This window comes from Vibrio hibernica (genome assembly GCF_015223435.1).
In the GTDB taxonomy this organism is placed as follows: Bacteria; Pseudomonadota; Gammaproteobacteria; order Enterobacterales; family Vibrionaceae; genus Vibrio; species Vibrio hibernica.
Genome location: NZ_VHKO01000008.1, coordinates 25764 through 45897 on the forward strand (window position 1 = coordinate 25764; position 20134 = coordinate 45897).

Below are 20134 nucleotides of genomic sequence, written 5' to 3' on the forward strand. Positions count from 1 at the left end.
TCAGATTACGTTACCGTCATTACAACCCACAAATAGATACACTAACATCCTAATTTTAATCAGGATATTTACAATGCCTATCACTTTACTCTTATGTTTACTGTTACTGATTATTGTCTCTTTTATTACCTATTCTTCCTTCCATCAAAAACATACCCTAGGAACCAACGCTAAAGATCAGCAAGTAAAAGTAGTCGTATTAGATAAACAAGCCGTTGATATTCCAGATTCACAACCGGGTGAAGAAGATCAAGAGTATTGGATTTATGTGCAAAAAGCACCAATAGGCCCTAAACGAGAATTTAAAATAGGCATACATTACTACCACGCGTTAAACCCTGGAGATAAAGGGGTGTTAACGTATCGTGGTACTAAATTCATGCACTTTGCTAAAACGATTAATCGCGACGCTTAGGTAATAAGTTTAAGAAATTATCTCGAGCCACTTTTTTAGCAACATCTTCAGGAAGCGCGTCTAAGAAGCCATTGAATTCTTGTAAAATGCGCCCTAAAGAATCAAATTTTCCCACCACATCCGATCCAATAAAAAACCGGTTCGGATAGCGCTCAACCAATTCCAACCATTCTTGGCTCGGTGACTTGTCTTCATTTAATAAATAGTTATCCAATAAGCTCCATGACATGTCGATATACAAGTTGGGATAGGTTTTCAACATTCGGCTTATTTCAGAATATAAAAATTTCAGATGGATCCGACGATTAATGGAAGCACTTGTTCCCGCATGCGCCCAAATAAAGGTCGTTTTAGGTTTTTTTTTAACCGCCGTTTCCATTTCACTTAAATAAATAGGCTCTTTAACTCGAGTCGACGTGATATTGGAATGAACCATCGCAGGTAAATGATGCTTGGCCGCTAAACGATACACCTTCATCATTGCAGGGTGATCTGCTGTTGCCGATTCCCCGTAAGTTAATGCACTTAAATCATCGTGACGAGCAAAGACTTCGCCAATGCCTTGCCAAAAATTAGGATCCCAGTCCAACATACGTTCAATATGTTCAGCCGCGTTAAGATCGGTTGGATTAAATCCGGTAATAAAAGGATGAAAACGCGCTTGTTGGCTTTTTGGTAATGACTGCACCGCTTTAGCCACTAATACATCGGTTGCGCTATACCAATAAACATTCGCATCATCCCCCATGTAATATGGCGGTCTTTGCGGCTCATCTTTATCCCATTTTTTCACCACACTGATCCCTGAAATCATCGCATGTTCAACATGGTTATTATCCATATCCATCACTAGCTTTTTCATTCCTTCTGTTTCTTGAAAGAAATTCACATAGTGCAAATGGCCATCACTATAATGATATTGTCTTACCTCTTTTGCTGACACCACACTGCTCAATATCAACACACCAAGGCTAAAATATGTACTTAATTTCAATGTTTTCTCCAATAACGCTTTAAACTCACAGTTATTATAGGTATCTATATCTTCGATAAGATCTCTTTAAAAGACCAAACAAGCCAGCGAAGGTTCAATATAACGGTAAACTAAGCCTTTAATCTACTCGAAAAAACACTACGGATCATGCGCAATTAATGGCATAGTTTATAGCCATGAACGCCAATATTATTAATTCGGAATCACCATGAATCACCCAAGTCATTCCCCTTTTCCTTTTAGCCAAGAAGAGAGCTTATTAGCATTCTCTATCAGCACATTAACGCCTTTTTGGGAGACAAAAACAAAAGGGACAATTGAAGGGCAAGAAGGAAAAAAACTGTATTGGGTCTCTTTCACTCGTCCTGAACACACCAAAGCCATTGTGGTAGTGAATGGAAGAATTGAAAGTGTGTGCAAATACCAAGAATTATTCTACGACTTATTTCAACAAGGTTATGATATCTATTCTTATGATCACCGTGGTCAAGGTTTATCTGAACGCAGTACGCCCGATCCTCATGTCGGCTATGTTGAACACTTCGATTACTACATTAAAGATTTACATCATATTCTTGAGCACTTTGATCTTTCCTCGTATCAAAGTAAATTCTTAATGGCACACTCGATGGGAGGAGCGATTGGCACTCGTTACTTGCAAACCTATCCCAAGCATGGATTTGATCGTGTGGTGTTAAGTGCGCCCATGGTCGGTATTCACATGCCTTGGTATTTACGTTGGCTCTCAAGGCCTCTAACCCGTTGGATGGCATTTCGATCTCCAATGGCCTATTTACCAGGAAAACGCGGCTACTACGTCAAACCTTTCTCTGTTAATGAGCTCACCCATAGCCCGATTCGTTATCAATGGTTTCGTGAACTGTATGACAACATCCCCAGTATTCAGCTCGGTGGACCAAGTAGTCATTGGGTGAATCAAGCTCTTACCAGTGCGCGCTTATGCCATCAACAAGCCAGTAAGATAGGTATCCCTGTATTATTATTGCAAGCGACAGAAGATGTCGTTGTCGATAATGCCGCTCAGTATCGTTTTGTAAAAAAAATCAATCAACATACACCTGATTTAGCCCAACTAGTGGAAATAAAAGGCGCGCGGCATGAGATTTTTTTTGAAACCGATGCACTGCGCAATCAAGCATTAACGGCCACTTTAGAATTCCTTAAAGCGGAAAAGAAGAAATAAAAGTTTACCCTCTTTCTTCCGCTTTAATTCACGTACACTAACGGCTTAAATAGCACTAGCTTGATTAATAATAGAGGTCATATGTCAAATTCTTCACAATCCGCTCATCCTTACCACATTGTGGCCTCTGATCTAGATGGCACACTACTCTTACCCGATCACACCTTGGGTGATTTCACCAAGCAGACGTTACAAAAACTGCACCAACAAGGCTTTACTTTTATCTTTGCTACAGGTCGCCACCATGTTGATGTGGTAAGTTTCAGAACCAGTGCAGGTATTCCGGCTTACATGATCACCTCAAATGGCGCACGTGTTCATACGCCAGATAATGAATTATTTTATAGCAAAAACATTGAACCTGAGCTGATTCAACCAATTGTGAATATCATCAAGCAAGATCCAACCAACAGCATTCATATTTATCGCAGTAATGATTGGCTCACCAATAAAGAAGACTTAAAACTCAGCCAACATCATCAAGAATCTGGATTCAATTACCAACTATTTGATGACAACAACGCGCCAACTGAAGATATCGCCAAACTATTCTTCACTCATCCTGATCATGATCATTTAGCGAAATATGAAACGGATCTGAAAGCGCAATATGGTGACCGTTTAAGTATCGCTTTCTCAACGCCTTGGTGCTTAGAAATGATGGCGCTTAATGTATCGAAAGGTGATGCGCTGCAAGCTGTCGCACAAACCCTCGGTAAAGAGCTAGAGAATTGCATTGCTTTTGGTGATGGAATGAATGATGTCGAAATGCTATTAGCGGCGCATAAAGGTTTAGTCATGGAAACCGCGCATGAAAAAGTGAAGCTGGCTCTGCCAAATAACGAAGTCATCGGTTGCTGTACTGATGAAGCAGTCGCGCATTATTTAGAAGACCACTTACTGTAGTTTTTATTTCAAATAGATATCGCTGATCCTAAATCAGCGATTCTTTCCCTTTATTATTTTATTCCTTCTCTAAAATAGCGAACCATTCGGCTTTAGAAACTGACATGATCGACAATCGATTACCTCTTTTAACCAGTGGCATTTCACTCAGTTCAGGCATCGCTTTCATTTGGCTCAAACTAATAATGCGATCGAGCTTTCTAACGAATTCAATATCCACCATTATCCAGCGCGGATTACTGAAATCAGATTTTGGATCAAAATACGCACTGGCTTCATTAAATTGAAAATAATCGGGATAAGCTTCCTTAACAACCTTGGCGATTCCAGCGACCCCAATCTGTTTGCAAGACGAATGGTAAACCAATACCTCATCACCGATCTTAATCTCATCTCTCATCATGTTACGAGCTTGATAATTGCGCACTCCCTCCCAACACGAGACATTTTGTGCCTGCAAAGTATCGATAGAAAAAGTGTCTGGTTCTGTTTTAAATAACCAATATGCCATAATGAACCTTACTCGTTATTGTCAGTCTATACCCAAATAATTGGCGGGTATTATTCCTCTTATTCACAGCAAGGAAAAGTAACATGAAGGCTTTTACAATCCCACTGAGTTTTGTTGTGGTTTCTTTCTTAGTGGCTTGTTCTAGTCAAGCCCCTACCCAACCACAAGAACTTAAGCCAAAAACGACAGAACTTTCTGTAGTGAAGACCGTTGAGGTACAACCTTATATTCTGTCTGGCGAAGTAAGCTTTAAGGATAATGGTTATGTGATTCAAGCTTGTAATAGCCAAACTCAATATTGGCTAGAATTGCCCGCCAGTATCTTAGCGCAACTCAATCAACTCAAAGCGGACTCCCACACTTCATTTTATGCAGAGTTATTCGGTGCACTAAAACCAACGCCAACCAAGGGCAATTCTTCTGCTTATATTGCGCGTTTTGTGGTTTCAGACCTTAACCAAATATCACCTGAAATGGGCAATCAATGTCAGCGTTCACACACGGCAGTACGAGCTTTTGGTAATGAACCAAGTTGGAATATCACGATAGAGAAAGGAATGGCCACCGAAACGAATATGGATAATAGCCAAACCAATAGCGCGATCAATAACAGTAACAGCAACCAAACTCAGCGCCGCTATCAATTTGGAAAGAGTACTCTAACGCTCGATAAAGAAACCTGCCAAGACACCATGAGCGGAGCTTTATTTGCCTGGAGTGCCAACGTAAACACTCAAGATAAAACCTTAAAAGGCTGCGCGGCACTGGCCAGTCAAAATGACTCAGTAACGTATACTGGTATTTATCAAAGCCAAGGTTATACCAATGGCCTATCCACCCAATTAGAGTTAAATTCGGATCATACTGCGACCACTCGTTATATATATCAAAACGGCGACCCAAGTTTAAGCGAACATGGATTTTGGCAACAAGCGAACGGTCAACAATTGCACGTTGTCATGACCCAACACCAAGACAAATCCGTGGTGTCGCAACGTTTATTTACTATAAGAGGCTTTGAATTAAGTACCGATAAAGAACAAATCAATAATCAAATCTACCCACTAGGACAGCGCCTAGAGCTCAATCGCATGCAATCAGAAATCACCATGATTGAGAGTCAGGATAAAAAAACTCAAGGGCCTCTGCCCGATTTAGCCAGTGCATCCATCATCGCCAGCAAAAATTTTGATGCAAAAGTCGATAAAACACTGAGAGATTACTTCGCCATGCATCGTACTAATCCCAAAGGTAGTCGTTATCTTTGGCTAACTTATGACTTAAATGGCGATGGTAAAGACGAGTTATTAGCGATGATGAATTGGTGCGGAACGGGCGGTTGCACCATGTTAATATTTGAAAACCACAATGATAATTGGCGCTTCAATAGCCGTATCACCACTATGCGAGGTCCAATAACATTAGCGAATTATCAGCACAATGGCTGGCGTGACCTTATTATCCCAGTTAGTGGTGGCGGTGCAAAAGCGTCTAACCGTATATTGGAATATACCGGGGTCAGTTACCCCAATAATGCGAGCATGGCACCAGACCTTAAAGAAGAAAACAATAAATCACTGAGTTCAGTCGTATTATTTTCCGATCAAACATCACCGATCCACGGGGTAAAAATGTAAGACTTACATCAATATTGACAGCCCCTTACGGACTAAAATGCGCGGAGTAATGATATAATTTATTCTGCGCATTTTTTATTGAGTTCAGCATGTCTAATACCACATCATCCACGCCACCCGCTTGTCCTAAATGCAGTTTACGTTACCAGTGTTTATGCAATCAGCGCCCAATGCTATCTTCCTCACTCAATATTGCTCTGCTCACTCACCCCAACGAACTCAGCCGCTCGACTAATACCGGCAAACTGCTACAACAGTGCTTACCTCATTGCCAAGTGCATATTTGGGATCGCGTGAATCCACCAGCCGCTTTACTTGAACAAATAAAGCAAAGACCAAGTTATGTGGTATTTCCTAATGAAGATGCGATTGATATGAATACGCTAAAAACTCAAGCTGATCATACTTCACCATTGTTTATTATTTTGGATGGCACATGGCAAGAAGCCAAAAAGATGATCAACAAAAGCCCGTGGTTAAGCCTTTTACCCAAAGTTATATTACAACCGAAACAACAGTCGCATTACGCACTGCGCCGCAATCAAGCCACTGGTAACTTATGTACTTGTGAGGTAGGAATTGGGTTATTAACCGAATTAGAGGCTGGGAATAAACAAGAAATAAAACAGCTACAACATTACTTCGAGCTATTTTTAGAGGTATATGAAGAAGATAGACACCATCGAGTGCATACACAAACCAATAGCACCCGTTAGAAAGTAGGCACTATTGGTCAACATCAGCCGGTTTAAAGCAGCATAGATAAAAATTGCTGTAATCGAGGATGTTCAGGGTTATCAAAGAAATCACTCGGACTTGCATCCACCAGTAATTCGCCATCTTGCATAAACAGCACTCGGTCAGCCACTTCACGTGCAAACCCCATTTCGTGCGTCACAACCACCATGGTCATCCCTTCACTAGCAAGATTTTTCATAACTTCTAATACTTCCCCCACCATTTCAGGATCAAGAGCAGAAGTCGGTTCATCAAACAACATAATATGCGGCTGCATCGCTAATGCACGAGCAATCGCCACTCGTTGTTGCTGACCACCAGACAAATGGTTTGGGTAATTCGTCATCTTATCGGCTAACCCCACCTTATCCATCAATGCTTTGGCATCATTTTCAACATCAGCTTTACTACGCTTAGATACCACCATTGGCGCAAGCATGACATTTTCTAATGCAGTTTTATGTGGGAATAAATTAAAGCTTTGAAATACCATCCCAACATTTTTTCGTAAAATATTTATATTGGTTTTACCCGCATACATATCCGTACCATCAATCACAATGCTGCCATCATTAATGGTTTCTAGCTGATTTAAAGCACGTAAAAAAGTTGATTTCCCCGAACCAGAAGGGCCAACAATGACCACAACTTCGCCACGCTTAACTGTCGCGGAAACATTTTTTAAAGCATGACAACCGTTAGGGTAAATTTTATTAATTTTCTCGGCGACTATCATTGGCTCACCTTGTAGTGTCGGCGAGCGAGTTTCATTAGAATTAATCACTGACAGATAACCTCTTTTCTAATACCTGAATGGCCCACGATAAACTGCCGGTTAGCACTAAATACAATAAAGCCACGGTAAACCACACTTCAAATGGCGCAAAGCTACCACTGACGACCTCTCGACCGGCTTTGGTCAAATCGGTAATCGCGATCACAGAAACTAAAGAAGAGTCTTTAATTAAGTTAATAAATTGCCCTGCCATGGGTGGCAATACGCGTTTAAAGGCTTGCGGCAAAATAATATGAGTCATCGCTTGAGGATAAGTCATGCCTAATGAACGAGAAGCCTCCATTTGACCTTTATGGATAGATTGAATACCAGAGCGGATGATCTCTGCCACATAAGAGGCGGTAAACATAGACAACGCGACAACTCCCGCAGTGAATCGCTCTAAATCTAAAACCGTACCAATAAAGAAATACACAATGAATATTTGAACTAATAATGGTGTACCACGAATTAATTCAATATAGCTAATGGCTAAATTGCGCAATGCGATATTACTTGATAACCGCATTAGCGCGACCACCATACCAATCACCACAGCAAAAACTAATGACATGACCGATAATTGAATGGTTACGATCACGCCTTTCGTTAACGTGCCGAGTCGCCATTGGCTACGCTCCGCCAGTGTGTCGCCTTCAAATACCAAATCACCATCTGTCACATTCAAGTTTTTAAACGGCGACAAATCCATTAACTCATCACCAGCAACCGATTGTAGGATCAATTTGCCTTGTGAATTCGTCACAACATCCCCATCACGAGGCGCGGTAATAATTTCGGGTTGGGTATTGATAACGTAAGGAACGACACGCTCCCAATTCCAATGATAATTAATGCGTGAAGTGGATAAATAAATGAGTGAAAACAATGCGACAACAATGCCTACAAACACTAAATTCCAAAAAACTTTATTGGGTCTAGGTTGCATAAGAATTCTCTAGTGAACATATTTAAAATTACATCAATAAAATACGGCCAGTGTTCATTGTAAAAATAAATCACTGGCTGTGTTTAAGAGGAGATTATTGAACCTTGCTTAACCAAGAAGCCGATTTAAACCATTTGTTGTAAATACGATCGTAAGTACCATCGCCTTTAATTTGGTTTAAATAGTTATTAAGGAAATTAAGGAAATCAGCATCGCCTTGACGAACGGCAAACCCAAGCGGTTCAAAGGTAAAGGGTTGGTCAAGATGAACCACTTGGCCTTTATTTTGCGCGGCATAAATCGCATTAAAAGGTAAGTCATAAACAAACGCATCAGCTTTACCATTCGAAACCTCAAGAGCGGCATCAGCGGTCGTTTCAAATTTATTTTTTTTTGCATTTGGAAGGAAGCGTTCAGCTGCCACAATACCTGTCGTACCAAGCTTCGTAGCAATGGTGTATTTGGCATCATTGAGATCACGATAACTGGTAACCGTACCGGCTAATTTAGAATTTAATAGAATACTTTGACCAATAACGACATAAGGTTGGGTGAAGTTGACTTGCATATTACGTTTAGCCGTAATCGTCATACCCCCCATGATCACATCACATTTATTGGTTAACAGAGCAGGAATGATACCGTCCCAAGAAGTATTCACAGGCGTAAATTTCACATCGATCGCTTTCGCCAACATTTGACCAAGATCAATATCAAAACCAATGAATTCACCATTTTTGGCTTTCATCTCAAAAGGCATATAACCGGCATCAAAGCACACGCGCAGCTCACCTGATTTAGAAATGTTTTGTAGCGTAGTATCTGCCATCGTTGACGTCGCGGCAAAAAGCGATACTGCAAGGGCAGCCGCTTGGATCATTTTTTTCATAATAACATCCGTGTTTATAATGATAGATCGAGCTCATCATGAGCCTCGAAGAATAGACCTAACGAATAAGTCTTCATGCTTTTATAACAAACTAATCAATAGCATTAAACCTTTTAATCAGACAGTCATTACTTCCCTCATTTTTATTCACCAATAAAAGCCAATAAATCTTTCACTGAAGTGATCTCCACATCTGGCAGTAATATGGCATCATCTTGCTGTTTCAATGCTTTGTCAAAATCATTTAACCAGCATGCTTGCATGCCCGCATATTTCGCACCTGCCACATCAGAAATCAAATTATCGCCAACATGCAGAACATTTTCAGCCGGCATATTTAAGTGTGTTAATGCGGTGGTAAACATATCAGCATGCGGTTTCGCCCAACCATCTGGCCCAGCATTTAGCACCAAATCAAAATACTCCCCCATGCCAATGTTAGCCGGGTTCACATTACCATTCGTGATCGCAATCAAAGGCATATGTTGCTTCAGCTTTCTCATAACTTGATGAGTAAGGTCAGGAACATCAATCTCATGGCGCCAAATGAACACTTGATCCATTACTTCTTTCGCGGCTTGAGAAGCGTTTGGATCATCGTAACCCAAACGCATTAATCCCTGACGGATCTGTTGAAAGCGCCACTCGCTAACATCGCTTTGCAAAAATGGGGTTTGCTTGGCAAGGTTGAGTTTAAAGGTGCGCCATTGCTTCTGATCCATCTTCTTGCTGATCGGATGATGTTGATGCATCCATTCAGCCGCTCTTTTTTCAACCGACATGATGACTGGGTAGTTATCATAAAGAGTATCATCAAGATCAAAGGTCATGGCTTTAATGACAGGAATGTTGCGATAAAATCGAAGTGGCATAAATAATCCTTATACAAGCAGTCACGAGAAACGATAAGTCCAATAATGCTATCAGCCCACTCAATCGTCCGATTTTTTGATTTTCTTGGCTCTTGGGTGCGCTTTATCATACACCTGCGCTAAATGTTGGAAGTCTAGGCTGGTATAAATTTGCGTGGTGGAGATATTTTCATGCCCGAGTAGTTCTTGTACCGCGCGTAAATTACCACTAGATTCAAGCAGATGAGTAGCAAAAGAATGACGCAGCTTATGCGGGCTAATGTGGCTTGAGACACCTTGCTTAATTCCCCACTCAGCCATACGTTTTTGCACATTACGATGCGAAATACGGCTACCGCGTTGAGAAACAAATAAAGCGGGTTCACCTTCTGCTGCAAGAGATGAGCGAATATTTAACCAACGCTCTAACCATTCTTTTGCGTAACCCGATACCGGTACTTTGCGCTCTTTGTTTCCTTTGCCAATCACGCGAATCTCGCCTTGATCCATTTTGCCATGACTTAAATGTACTTGTTTAGCATCAATGCTTACCAATTCAGCCAAACGTAAACCACCGCCATACATAAGCTCCATCATGGCGCGATCTCGAATAGCCAATGGATCGTCATCTTGCACTTCCAGCAAAATTCCCATCTCATCGACATCAAGATTTTTAGGTAATGGTCGTTGTTTTTTAGGCGCAGATACACCTTTGGCAGGATTGGACTTCAATACCCCAATCACAATAAGATAATCAAGAAAACTGCGGAGAGAAGAAAGCCGCGTGGCAATGCTACTAGCCTTTAGGCCTTCGCGCTTAGCTTTGCTCGCCACTTGTCTAACCCAAGCAGCGTCAATCTCCTGCCAACCCGTAAGACCTGATTCAGAGAGCTGCAACGCGATAGTGCAAAGTTGTTGTTGGTAATTGACTTTAGTGCGCTCACTCAAGCCTTTTTCATTGATGAGATAATCATAAAACTGCTGCAATGGTTGCGCGAAGCTGTCGGAAAGTTCATCTGATTCAAGGCTCATGCTTAAGACTCATTCACACAACTGAGTTTTTCAACACTAACAGAGGCAGATTCAACCTCTTTATTATCATTTATCGACACCACTAAAAATGCCACTAAAGCACACAGATGTCGTAAAAATAAAGTATCCATCTCCGGTTGAAAGTGGCCACCTTCTTGGCTAGAAAATGCCAGTAACCCCAACGCATCTTTACGCACTAAAGGTAAAATCACATAAGAGCCAAGCTCTGATAATTCATCATTATGAAAACGTTCACCACCAAATAAAGCGTGGCGATCATGTCGATTTAAACGCCCTAAATAAGCCTGTTTACCATTGAGATGATTGGTCATAAAACGTTGGTAGGTTTCAGATTCCAACGCCCATTTATTATGATTTTGATCGAGCAAAAAGATATGCGACTTCAGCCCAATGGCATTGGAATAACCATCAAGCGCTTCAACTAGTTGAGTTAAAGAATCACAACGTAATAGCTGTTGTTGAAGATCCATAAGTTGATGAAAAGTTCGATCATTCTTCGCCGCCAGTGACATAAGTTGAGTAATGTCTTCTTCAAGTTCTTTAATTTTTTGTCGCTGACGACGCATTTGAATTTCAACTAATGACACCGCGCCTTGCTGTGGGTTCGTGATGGATAACCGATCCAACAGGCGCCCACGATCAGCAAAAAAATCAGGATGATCTTTTAAGTAATCAGCTACAATTTCAGCCGTTAAATTATCAGCTGCTATTTTCTGTTCAGTTACGGACACCACAATGCACTCTTTCAGGTTGATATAATAAAAAGCTAATGGATCTTGAATACTTTCAACATCGACTGACCGCATACTCAAAATAATTGGAATTGCAGTGAGGCGGCAAGATTATTCAGCCCCATGAGTTTAGTTGGCTAAACAATTGGGGTGAATAAACGTAGTCAACAAAGCTGCAGTTTCAAAAATGAAGAGTATGTTTAGCAGGTAATTTGACCATCGTACACATGTGCCACAGGGCCAGTCATATGCAATGGATGACCTTCGCCAACCCAGAAAATACGTAACTCACCACCCGGCAATTGTACGGTGACTTCTGAATCGAGTAAGCCTTGATCAATCCCCACCGCCACAGCGCCACACGCGCCACTACCACAGGCTTGAGTTTCGCCCGCACCACGTTCATACACACGTAATTTCACATTCTTACGGTCGATAATTTGCATAAAGCCCGCATTAACACGCTCAGGAAAACGCTCATGCGATTCCAGTAATGGCCCTATCGATTCAACATCAAAGGTATCCACATCATCAACAATGGTGACTGCATGCGGATTGCCCATACTAACGGCGCCACAAAATAAAGTGTGTACGCCCGCACGCAAGATATAGGTTTTTTCAGCTTGTTTGGCTTTAAATGGAATTTTACTTGGCTCAAACACCGGATGTCCCATATTCACGGTAACGAGATCGTGACTTTCCACTTTTAATATCATGCGACCTTTTTTAGTGCTGACATTAATGCTGTATTTGTTGGTTAAGCCTTTCATACGCACAAAACGCGCAAAACAACGTGCGCCATTGCCACATTGTTCTACTTCACTGCCATCGGCATTAAAAATACGGTAATGGAAATCTGTTTCTGGATCATAAGGCGCTTCTACCACCAACAATTGATCAAAACCAACACCAGTATGACGGTCGGCTAAACGACGGATCAGATCAGGGGAAAAGAAGATGTTTTGGGTAATACAATCGACCACCATAAAGTCGTTACCCAACCCGTGCATTTTAGAAAAATGGAAATGCATATCGCCTCGTTAATAACTCGTTTTAAATAAAACATCGCCTTAACCTAATATTGTAGGTTAAGACGATAAAATTTAGGTCTTATGGAAGTAAACTTTCCAATTCCCACAAAGACTCAATTTTTTCACGCTGACGAACCACATGCGCTTGGCTGCCATCTACAATGATTTCAGCGGCGCGACCGCGCGTGTTGTAATTCGATGCCATCACAAAACCATAAGCGCCAGCAGAACGTATCGCCAGTAAATCGCCTTCTTCAAGCACTAATTCACGGTCTTTCCCAAGGCAATCACCGGTTTCACAAATCGGGCCGACCAAATCATACATGAGCGCTTCACCTTTACGCGGCGCGACTGGCACAATATTCATCCAAGCTTGATACAATGATGGACGAATTAAGTCATTCATTGCGGCATCAATAATGGCAAAGTTTTTGTACTCAGTTGGTTTTAGCAATTCAACCTTAGTCAGTAAAATTCCTGCATTAGCGGCAATAGCTCGCCCTGGTTCAAAAATTAACTCAAGATGACTGTGATTTTCTAAACGAGACAATAACGCTTTAGCATAATCGGATGGTTGCGGTGGTAATTCATCACGATATACCACACCTAAACCGCCACCAACATCAAGGTGGCGAATATGAATCCCTTGCGCGGCTAGCTCATCAATCAAGGTCAATAAGCGATCAGTGGCATCAATAAATGGCGTTAGTTCGGTTAATTGAGAACCAATATGGCAATCGATGCCTTGCACATTCAAATTCGGTAAACTATTAGCAAGTGCATACACTTGTGGCGCACGATCAAACGCGATACCAAATTTATTATCACGCAAACCCGTCGAGATATAAGGATGAGTATGCGCATCAACATCAGGGTTAATACGCAGAGAAATCGGGGCAATCACACCCAACTCGCCCGCCACTTTATTTAAACGCTCAAGTTCAGGTTCTGATTCAACGTTAAAACATTTAATCCCTAACTCTAAAGCTCGTTTCATCTCTGCGGCGGTTTTACCCACACCAGAGAAGACGATTTTTTTCGCATCGCCACCGGCGGCAATAACACGTTCAAGCTCACCGCCAGAAACAATATCAAAACCAGAACCTAAGCGAGCTAACACATTTAACACGCCAATATTCGAATTGGCTTTAACGGCATAGCACACCAAATGAGGATGGTTTGCTACCGAAGAATCAAAGGCTTTCCAATGACGCTCAAGTGTGGCACGTGAATACACATAAAGTGGCGTGCCGTGCTGCTGTGCAAGTTCAGTAAGTGATACCTCTTCAGCCCAAAGCTGACCATCATCCTGATAATTAAAATAATCCAATTTTGTCTTCCTTACTGTGCCAATTCTGTAGGTTGAGATTGTTGAGTTTCTGTCTTCGATTTTTCATCACTTGTCGCTGGTGTGGTGGTCACTGAACCATCAGAACCTTTAATCGAGATTGTGCCCGTATTGGTTGGCTTTGGTTCATCTTTTGGTAAATAAAGTGGACCCGTCTGACCGCATCCTGCTAACGTTGTTACCATCAAGGCAAACCATGCTAAAGTATGTTTTTTCATATCGATATCGTGATTAATGATTTAATGCCCTCTATAATCGCACCACACACAAGAAAAGCAATACTAAACACCCCAAGATCAAGCGATATCGAAAGCATTATCTGCCCATGTTTTATCAACAAAGGACAACCAAACAATGAATGATACTGAATTCCACCAATTGGTCGATATTCAAATGACCGCCATCGAAGAAGCCATTGACGATTCAGGCGCAGATATTGATTATGAAGTGTCGGGAAATGTGATGACACTTGAGTTTGAAAACCGCAGCCAAATCATAATTAATCGCCAAGAGCCCATGCATGAGATTTGGCTAGCGTCTAAGTCCGGTGGCTATCATTTTAAATATGTTGATAACAACTGGATCTGCTCAAAAACAGGCGCTGAATTATTTGCTTTAGTCAAAGATGAATGTGCTAAGCATGCAGATGAAGAGATTGAGTGGGTATAAACGATGCCTTTTGACCCCAACAACGCCAATAAGGTTTTAGATGCGAATGGCCTACGCTGCCCTGAGCCGGTGATGATGGTGCGTAAAACCATCCGCACACTGCAAGATGGAGAAACGTTGCTTATTACCGCCGATGATCCCTCCACCACGCGTGATATTCCAAGCTTTTGCCGTTTTATGGATCATCAATTGATTGCCGCTCAAATTGAACAATTGCCTTATCAGTTTTTGATCAAGAAAGGGTTATGACTTTCTCTGTACTCCAAGATCAAAAAGGCCGTTGTGTGATATTCACTTAACGGCCTTAAAACATGATAGAACTAGTATTACTCAGTTGATACTTTGCCTCGCTCAAGCATCAAGCAATAAAAACTTAAACGCGATCAATATCAATACCACACCACCAGCCAGTTCAGCTTTACTTTCCAGCCAAGTCCCACTTCTTCGACCAATAAACACGCCTAAGAAACTAAACACAAAAGTGATAAAGCCAATAATCGCACAAGCTAAAAATGGATTAACATTCAAAAGTGGCAAGCTAAATCCAGCCGCCATTGCATCGACACTAGTCGCAATCGCAAGCGTCAGCATTATACGATGGGTAATTTGGCAGATATCCTCTTCAATCCCTTCAGAAAAGGATTCATAAATCATCTTAGCGCCAATAAATAACAATAAAATAAAAGCAATATAAGACGCGTAGCCTTCCACCCAGTCCAAAACGCCATGGCCACCGAGAAAACCAATAAACGGCATTAGGGCTTGGAACACACCAAAATAAATACCCGCTTTTAGCGCTACATTGATTGGCTTCGTTGGTTCGCTACTCACTTTCGAACCCAATCCGATCGATACCGCAAAAGCATCCATACTTAACGCTAATGCCAACAAAATCACATCTAACATTGCTTATCTCTCTTCAATACCGTCACTCAACTTATATCGATGTAATTCTTTTTGCCTTTTTCAGGCTTATTTTGCGGACAAAGCTTATAAGTTCTTTTCTTTTACTGCAATCCTGAACTTTTACTGTAATCACAGATTGAGGCGAATAAGTGAACTCGCTATACTGAACCACTATTTTTATCAGGGGTTGTTTGTATTTCGTGTTGTGATTAATGACGAATCGGTGAGCTGTAATAATGAAGTTCAAATTACATCGATTCAAACAACATGGATTCGAAATACAAATAGCCCCTTATGCGCGAACAGAGTAGGCAAATCACATTATGCAAAAATACGACGTCAAAACCTTTCAAGGAATGATCCTCGCTCTGCAGGATTATTGGGCCCAAGTCGGCTGTACCATTGTTCAACCTTTAGATATGGAAGTGGGCGCGGGGACTTCTCACCCGATGACTTGTTTACGTGCGATCGGCCCAGAGCCAATTGCGGTGGCTTATGTTCAGCCGTCACGTCGCCCTACCGATGGTCGTTACGGTGAAAACCCAAATCGCTTGCAACATTACTATCAATTTCAAGTGATCATCAAACCGTCTCCCGACAATATTCAAGAACTGTACCTCGGTTCACTTGAAACGCTGGGCATTGATACTTTAGTGCACGACATTCGTTTTGTAGAAGATAACTGGGAAAACCCAACACTTGGCGCTTGGGGTTTAGGCTGGGAAGTATGGCTAAACGGTATGGAAGTAACCCAATTTACTTACTTCCAACAAGTCGGTGGCCTTGAATGCAAACCAGTAACCGGCGAGATCACTTACGGTATTGAACGCTTGGCGATGTACATCCAAGGTGTTGATTCTGTTTACGACTTAGTATGGACAGATGGCCCACTAGGCAAAGTGACTTACGGCGATATTTTCCACCAAAACGAAGTGGAACAATCAACTTATAACTTCGAGCACGCGGATGTGGATTTCCTATTTGGCTTCTTTGATCAATGTGAAAAAGAATGTCAGGAGCTACTTGCGCTAGATACACCGCTTTCCCTTCCTGCTTACGAACGTATTTTAAAAGCAGGTCATGCGTTTAACTTACTCGATGCGCGTAAAGCGATCTCAGTAACTGAACGTCAGCGTTATATTTTGCGCATTCGTAACTTAACCAAATCCGTTGCAGAAGCTTACTACGCCTCTCGTGAAGCGTTGGGATTCCCGATGCTTAAAAATACATCCAACACTAGCGAGGAGAAGTAATCATGGCGAAGAATTTCTTAATCGAACTCGGAACAGAAGAACTGCCACCAACACAACTTCGCACGCTAGCGGAAAGCTTTGCAGCTAACTTTGAAGCTGAATTAAAAGCCGCAGATATCACTCACGCTGGAATTAAATGGTACGCCACACCTCGTCGCTTAGCATTAAAAGTAACTGATTTGGAAGAAGGCCAACAAGATAAAATCATTGAAAAACGTGGCCCTGCTATCGCTTCTGCATTTGATGCTGATGGTAACCCAACCAAAGCAGCTCAAGGCTGGGCTCGCGGTAATGGCATTACGGTTGAACAAGCTGAACGTGTGAAAACCGATAAAGGCGAATGGTTACTGCACAAACAACAAGTCAAAGGGCAAGCAGTAAAAGATTTAGTGGTTGATATGGCAGCTAAAGCACTAGCTAATCTTCCGATCGCTAAACCAATGCGTTGGGCTGATAAAGAAATCCAATTTATTCGCCCAGTCAAAACCTTGACCATTTTGTTAGGTGATGAACTGATCGAAGGCGAAATTTTAGGCGTGGCGTCTGCTCGCATCATTCGTGGTCACCGCTTTATGGGTGAACGTGAATTCACTATCGACAATGCCGATCAATACCCAAGCTTGCTCGAAGAACGCGGCAAAGTAATGGCGGATTACGAAGCACGTAAAACGATTATTCTGTGTGATTCTCAAAAAGCCGCGACTGCTGTTGGGGGTACTGCCGATCTTGAAGATGATTTAGTCGAAGAAGTCACGTCTTTGGTGGAATGGCCGGTTGTGTTAACCGCGAAATTTGAAGAAGAGTTCTTGAAAGTGCCTTCTGAAGCCTTGGTTTACACCATGAAAGGCGATCAAAAATACTTCCCAGTGTATGACGATAATAAGAAGCTACTGCCAAACTTCATCTTTGTTTCAAACATCGAATCAAAAGATCCACGTCAAGTAATTGAAGGTAATGAGAAAGTGGTTCGTCCACGTTTAGCCGATGCGGAGTTCTTCTTCAACACAGACCGCAAGCGCACGCTAGAATCTCATCTGCCAGAACTTGAAACGGCTATCTTCCAAAAACAACTGGGTACCATCAAAGACAAAACCGATCGCATCACCGAATTAGCCGGCTTAATTGCACAGGCGATTGGCGCAGATGTGGTTAAGTCAAAACGCGCTGGCTTATTAGCCAAATGTGATTTGATGACATCAATGGTATTTGAATTTACCGACACTCAGGGCGTAATGGGCATGCACTATGCGCGCCATGATGGTGAAGATGAAGAAGTTGCAGTAGCACTAAACGAGCAATACATGCCACGCTTTGCTGGTGACTCACTACCAAGTTCAGATGTGGCAGCAAGCGTTGCGATGGCCGATAAACTCGATACGCTGGTGGGGATTTTCGGTATTGGCCAAGCGCCAAAAGGCTCTGATCCATTTGCTTTGCGTCGCGCTGCACTCGGTATTTTGCGCATAATCGTTGAGAAAGGTTATAACCTAGACTTGGTTGAATTAATTGCTCAAGCCAAAGCTCAATTTAAAGTCGAACTTAGTAACAAGAATGTAGAAGACGACGTACTTGAATTCATGCTTGGTCGCTTCCGTGCTTGGTATCAAGATGCAGGCTTTAGCATCGATATCATCCAAGCGGTATTGGCTCGTCGCCCAACTAAACCATTGGATTTCGATCAACGCGTAAAAGCGGTATCGCATTTCCGTGGATTGGATGAAGCCGAAGCACTGGCAGCTGCCAACAAGCGTGTCGGTAATATTCTGGCCAAGTTTGATGGTGAATTGAGCGCGGATATCGATCTTACTTTATTGCAAGAAGATGCTGAAAAATCCTTAGCAGAAGAAGTTGAAGTGATGACAGAAGCTCTCGAACCTGCATTCGCAACGGGTGATTACCAACAAGCGTTAAGTAAATTGGCAGCACTGCGTGAGCCGGTGGATGCTTTCTTTGATAACGTGATGGTCATGAGCGATGATGAAGCACTGAAGAAAAACCGTTTAACTCTGCTGAACAACTTACGTAACTTGTTCTTGCAGATTGCAGACATCTCTTTATTGCAAAAATAAGCCAATAACGTGAACCGATAAGAGTTGTTACTAAAAGACTATTGGGATTAACGTTAATATTGGTCATGATAAGCCCAAGCTATAATTAGCTTGGGCTTTTTATTTTTGAGTACGAAAAAAGGATTCGATTTACGTGCCAATATTGCAACAGCTTCACCGCTGGTTCACGGCTAAATTCAATCGACTCAGCGGGCAAAACCTACTGTTCGCTTTACTGATCTACTTAGTCATCGCTTGGGGTTTATTGGATTTTGCTCAAGAAGAGGCTTTAACACCTTTTTCTGATTTTATTTATTACATCATGGTCACGGGATCAACGGTAGGTTATGGCGATATGTCCCCCCAAACCGAAATGGGAAAGTGGATCACCGCTCTATTTATTATTCCCGGTGGCGTGGGGTTATTTGCAATGGTGGTTGGGCGCTTGGCCGCTAATACGATTCAACTATGGAAAGCACGACTAATGGGGCACAAAAAAGTGAACGTAGAAAATCATATTTTAATTTTAGGTTGGAGCGAAGAACGCACACCTCACCTTATCTAAATGTTGTTACATGAAATTAAAAGCTCGCATCAAGACATCGTGTTGTGTTCTGCGCAAAAAATTGAAAACCCCTTTCCAGGCAAGATCGAATTTGTTCATATCAGCGCTTTTACCGACCAAGCCGATATGCAAAAAACCTGCGTCAATAAAGCTAAAACTATCATCATTGATTTAGATAATGATAACGACATTATGGCGGCTGGATTAAATTGTGCTAATGAAAATCCAGATGCGCATATCGTGACCTACTTCCGCGATGCACATCTTGGTACTCTACTTAAGCAGCACTGTAAGAATGTCGAATGCATTCCATCCATTGCCTCAGAAATGATAGCCAAATCGGCCGTCGATCCCGGCTCAAGTCAATTGCATTATGAACTGGTCAATAACGCGCTCGGCATGACGCAATACATGGTCAAATATCAAGGCCAACCCACCAGCTTTAATACAATATTTTCTCGCTTTAAGCAGCAATACGATGCGATCTTAATCGCCATTAATCAAGGTAATGGTTTGGATCTCAATCCACCGCTGGAACACGTCATTCAACCTGGTGATGTGTTGGTTTATATTGCAGATGAACGAATTACCAATATTGATTGGAAAACCTTCGTTTAATATCCTTTATGGCAAATAAAATCGGCAGTAAGCGTTCACTTAC

Annotated in this window: 20 protein-coding genes and 2 pseudogenes; 10 read left to right on the forward strand and 12 right to left on the reverse strand. The window is 41.9% G+C overall.

What is annotated here, in order from left to right; all coding sequences use genetic code 11:
- Positions 1-73 precede the first annotated feature (73 nt).
- Positions 74-415 carry a DUF2500 domain-containing protein gene (locus FH976_RS05440; protein WP_194089895.1) on the forward strand — a complete coding sequence of 114 codons (342 nt, stop codon included), beginning with the start codon at positions 74-76 and terminating at the stop codon, positions 413-415.
- On the opposite strand, the gene FH976_RS05445 is transcribed toward FH976_RS05440, so the two are convergent.
- Positions 399-1409 carry an amidohydrolase family protein gene (locus FH976_RS05445; RefSeq protein ID WP_228767349.1) on the reverse strand — a complete coding sequence of 337 codons (1011 nt, stop codon included), beginning with the start codon at positions 1407-1409 and terminating at the stop codon, positions 399-401. The two genes, FH976_RS05440 and FH976_RS05445, sit on opposite strands and share 17 nt — an antisense overlap.
- Positions 1410-1617: 208 nt before the next feature.
- On the opposite strand from FH976_RS05445, the gene FH976_RS05450 reads away from it, so the two are divergent.
- Positions 1618-2613 carry an alpha/beta fold hydrolase gene (locus FH976_RS05450; protein WP_194089896.1) on the forward strand — a complete coding sequence of 332 codons (996 nt, stop codon included), beginning with the start codon at positions 1618-1620 and terminating at the stop codon, positions 2611-2613.
- 81 nt (positions 2614-2694) lie between these two features.
- Positions 2695-3519: a Cof-type HAD-IIB family hydrolase gene (locus FH976_RS05455; RefSeq protein WP_194089897.1), complete on the forward strand. Its 825-nt coding sequence runs from the start codon at positions 2695-2697 to the stop codon at positions 3517-3519.
- 58 nt (positions 3520-3577) lie between these two features.
- Here FH976_RS05455 and FH976_RS05460 read toward each other — a convergent pair whose 3' ends face one another.
- Entirely contained in the window at positions 3578-4030 is a 453-nt protein-coding gene (locus FH976_RS05460; RefSeq protein WP_194089898.1) for an EVE domain-containing protein, read from the reverse strand.
- Positions 4031-4113: 83 nt separating this feature from the next.
- On the opposite strand from FH976_RS05460, the gene FH976_RS05465 reads away from it, so the two are divergent.
- A complete protein-coding gene (locus tag FH976_RS05465; RefSeq protein ID WP_194089899.1) occupies positions 4114-5667 on the forward strand; it encodes a hypothetical protein in 1554 nt (517 codons plus the stop codon).
- A gap of 89 nt (positions 5668-5756) precedes the next feature.
- Positions 5757-6383: a tRNA-uridine aminocarboxypropyltransferase gene (locus FH976_RS05470; protein WP_194089900.1), complete on the forward strand. Its 627-nt coding sequence runs from the start codon at positions 5757-5759 to the stop codon at positions 6381-6383.
- Between the two features lie 32 nt (positions 6384-6415).
- Here the strand turns inward: FH976_RS05470 and FH976_RS05475 are convergent, their stop codons facing one another.
- The 9 genes and pseudogenes from FH976_RS05475 to lptM all read right to left on the reverse strand — a co-directional run.
- The gene (locus FH976_RS05475) at positions 6416-7141 is read right to left on the reverse strand and encodes an amino acid ABC transporter ATP-binding protein (RefSeq protein ID WP_194089947.1); all 726 of its coding nucleotides are present in this window, start codon (positions 7139-7141) and stop codon (positions 6416-6418) included.
- Positions 7142-7181: 40 nt separating this feature from the next.
- A complete protein-coding gene (locus FH976_RS05480) occupies positions 7182-8129 on the reverse strand; it encodes an amino acid ABC transporter permease (protein WP_194089901.1) in 948 nt (315 codons plus the stop codon).
- Positions 8130-8223: 94 nt separating this feature from the next.
- Entirely contained in the window at positions 8224-9018 is a 795-nt protein-coding gene (locus FH976_RS05485; protein WP_194089902.1) for a transporter substrate-binding domain-containing protein, read from the reverse strand.
- A 143-nt stretch (positions 9019-9161) separates the two neighbouring features.
- Positions 9162-9890: a 5-amino-6-(5-phospho-D-ribitylamino)uracil phosphatase YigB gene (yigB, locus tag FH976_RS05490; RefSeq protein WP_194089903.1), complete on the reverse strand. Its 729-nt coding sequence runs from the start codon at positions 9888-9890 to the stop codon at positions 9162-9164.
- 60 nt (positions 9891-9950) lie between these two features.
- On the reverse strand, positions 9951-10901 hold the full coding sequence (gene xerC / locus FH976_RS05495) for a tyrosine recombinase XerC (protein ID WP_194089904.1): 951 nt from the start codon (positions 10899-10901) through the stop codon (positions 9951-9953).
- A gap of 2 nt (positions 10902-10903) precedes the next feature.
- On the reverse strand, positions 10904-11728 hold the full coding sequence (locus FH976_RS05500; protein WP_194089905.1) for a DUF484 family protein: 825 nt from the start codon (positions 11726-11728) through the stop codon (positions 10904-10906).
- A 125-nt stretch (positions 11729-11853) separates the two neighbouring features.
- Complete coding sequence (gene dapF / locus FH976_RS05505; protein WP_194089906.1) at positions 11854-12684, reverse strand: diaminopimelate epimerase; 831 nt, start codon at positions 12682-12684, stop codon at positions 11854-11856.
- A gap of 79 nt (positions 12685-12763) precedes the next feature.
- Positions 12764-14014: a diaminopimelate decarboxylase gene (gene lysA / locus FH976_RS05510; protein ID WP_194089907.1), complete on the reverse strand. Its 1251-nt coding sequence runs from the start codon at positions 14012-14014 to the stop codon at positions 12764-12766.
- A gap of 137 nt (positions 14015-14151) precedes the next feature.
- Positions 14152-14250 (reverse strand): annotated as a pseudogene (gene lptM, locus FH976_RS15855) (LPS translocon maturation chaperone LptM); the annotation flags it as partial.
- 136 nt (positions 14251-14386) lie between these two features.
- Here lptM and cyaY point away from each other — a divergent pair.
- Together cyaY and tusA are read left to right on the forward strand one after the other, a co-directional pair.
- Positions 14387-14701, forward strand: coding sequence for an iron donor protein CyaY (gene cyaY / locus FH976_RS05520; RefSeq protein WP_194089909.1), 315 nt, complete (start codon positions 14387-14389; stop codon positions 14699-14701).
- 3 nt (positions 14702-14704) lie between these two features.
- Positions 14705-14950 (forward strand): sulfurtransferase TusA, encoded by a 246-nt coding sequence (tusA, locus tag FH976_RS05525; RefSeq protein WP_190332034.1) that lies wholly within the window; start codon positions 14705-14707, stop codon positions 14948-14950.
- A gap of 102 nt (positions 14951-15052) precedes the next feature.
- Here the strand turns inward: tusA and FH976_RS05530 are convergent, their stop codons facing one another.
- On the reverse strand, positions 15053-15607 hold the full coding sequence (locus FH976_RS05530) for a manganese efflux pump MntP (RefSeq protein WP_194089910.1): 555 nt from the start codon (positions 15605-15607) through the stop codon (positions 15053-15055).
- A 323-nt stretch (positions 15608-15930) separates the two neighbouring features.
- On the opposite strand from FH976_RS05530, the gene glyQ reads away from it, so the two are divergent.
- The 3 genes and pseudogenes from glyQ (at position 15931) to FH976_RS05545 (ending at position 20091) form a co-directional block, all read left to right on the forward strand.
- Positions 15931-16860, forward strand: coding sequence for a glycine--tRNA ligase subunit alpha (gene glyQ, locus FH976_RS05535; RefSeq protein ID WP_194089911.1), 930 nt, complete (start codon positions 15931-15933; stop codon positions 16858-16860).
- 2 nt (positions 16861-16862) lie between these two features.
- Positions 16863-18929 carry a glycine--tRNA ligase subunit beta gene (gene glyS / locus FH976_RS05540; protein WP_194089912.1) on the forward strand — a complete coding sequence of 689 codons (2067 nt, stop codon included), beginning with the start codon at positions 16863-16865 and terminating at the stop codon, positions 18927-18929.
- A gap of 133 nt (positions 18930-19062) precedes the next feature.
- Positions 19063-20091, forward strand: a pseudogene (locus tag FH976_RS05545) (ion channel).
- Positions 20092-20134: the final 43 nt, after the last annotated feature.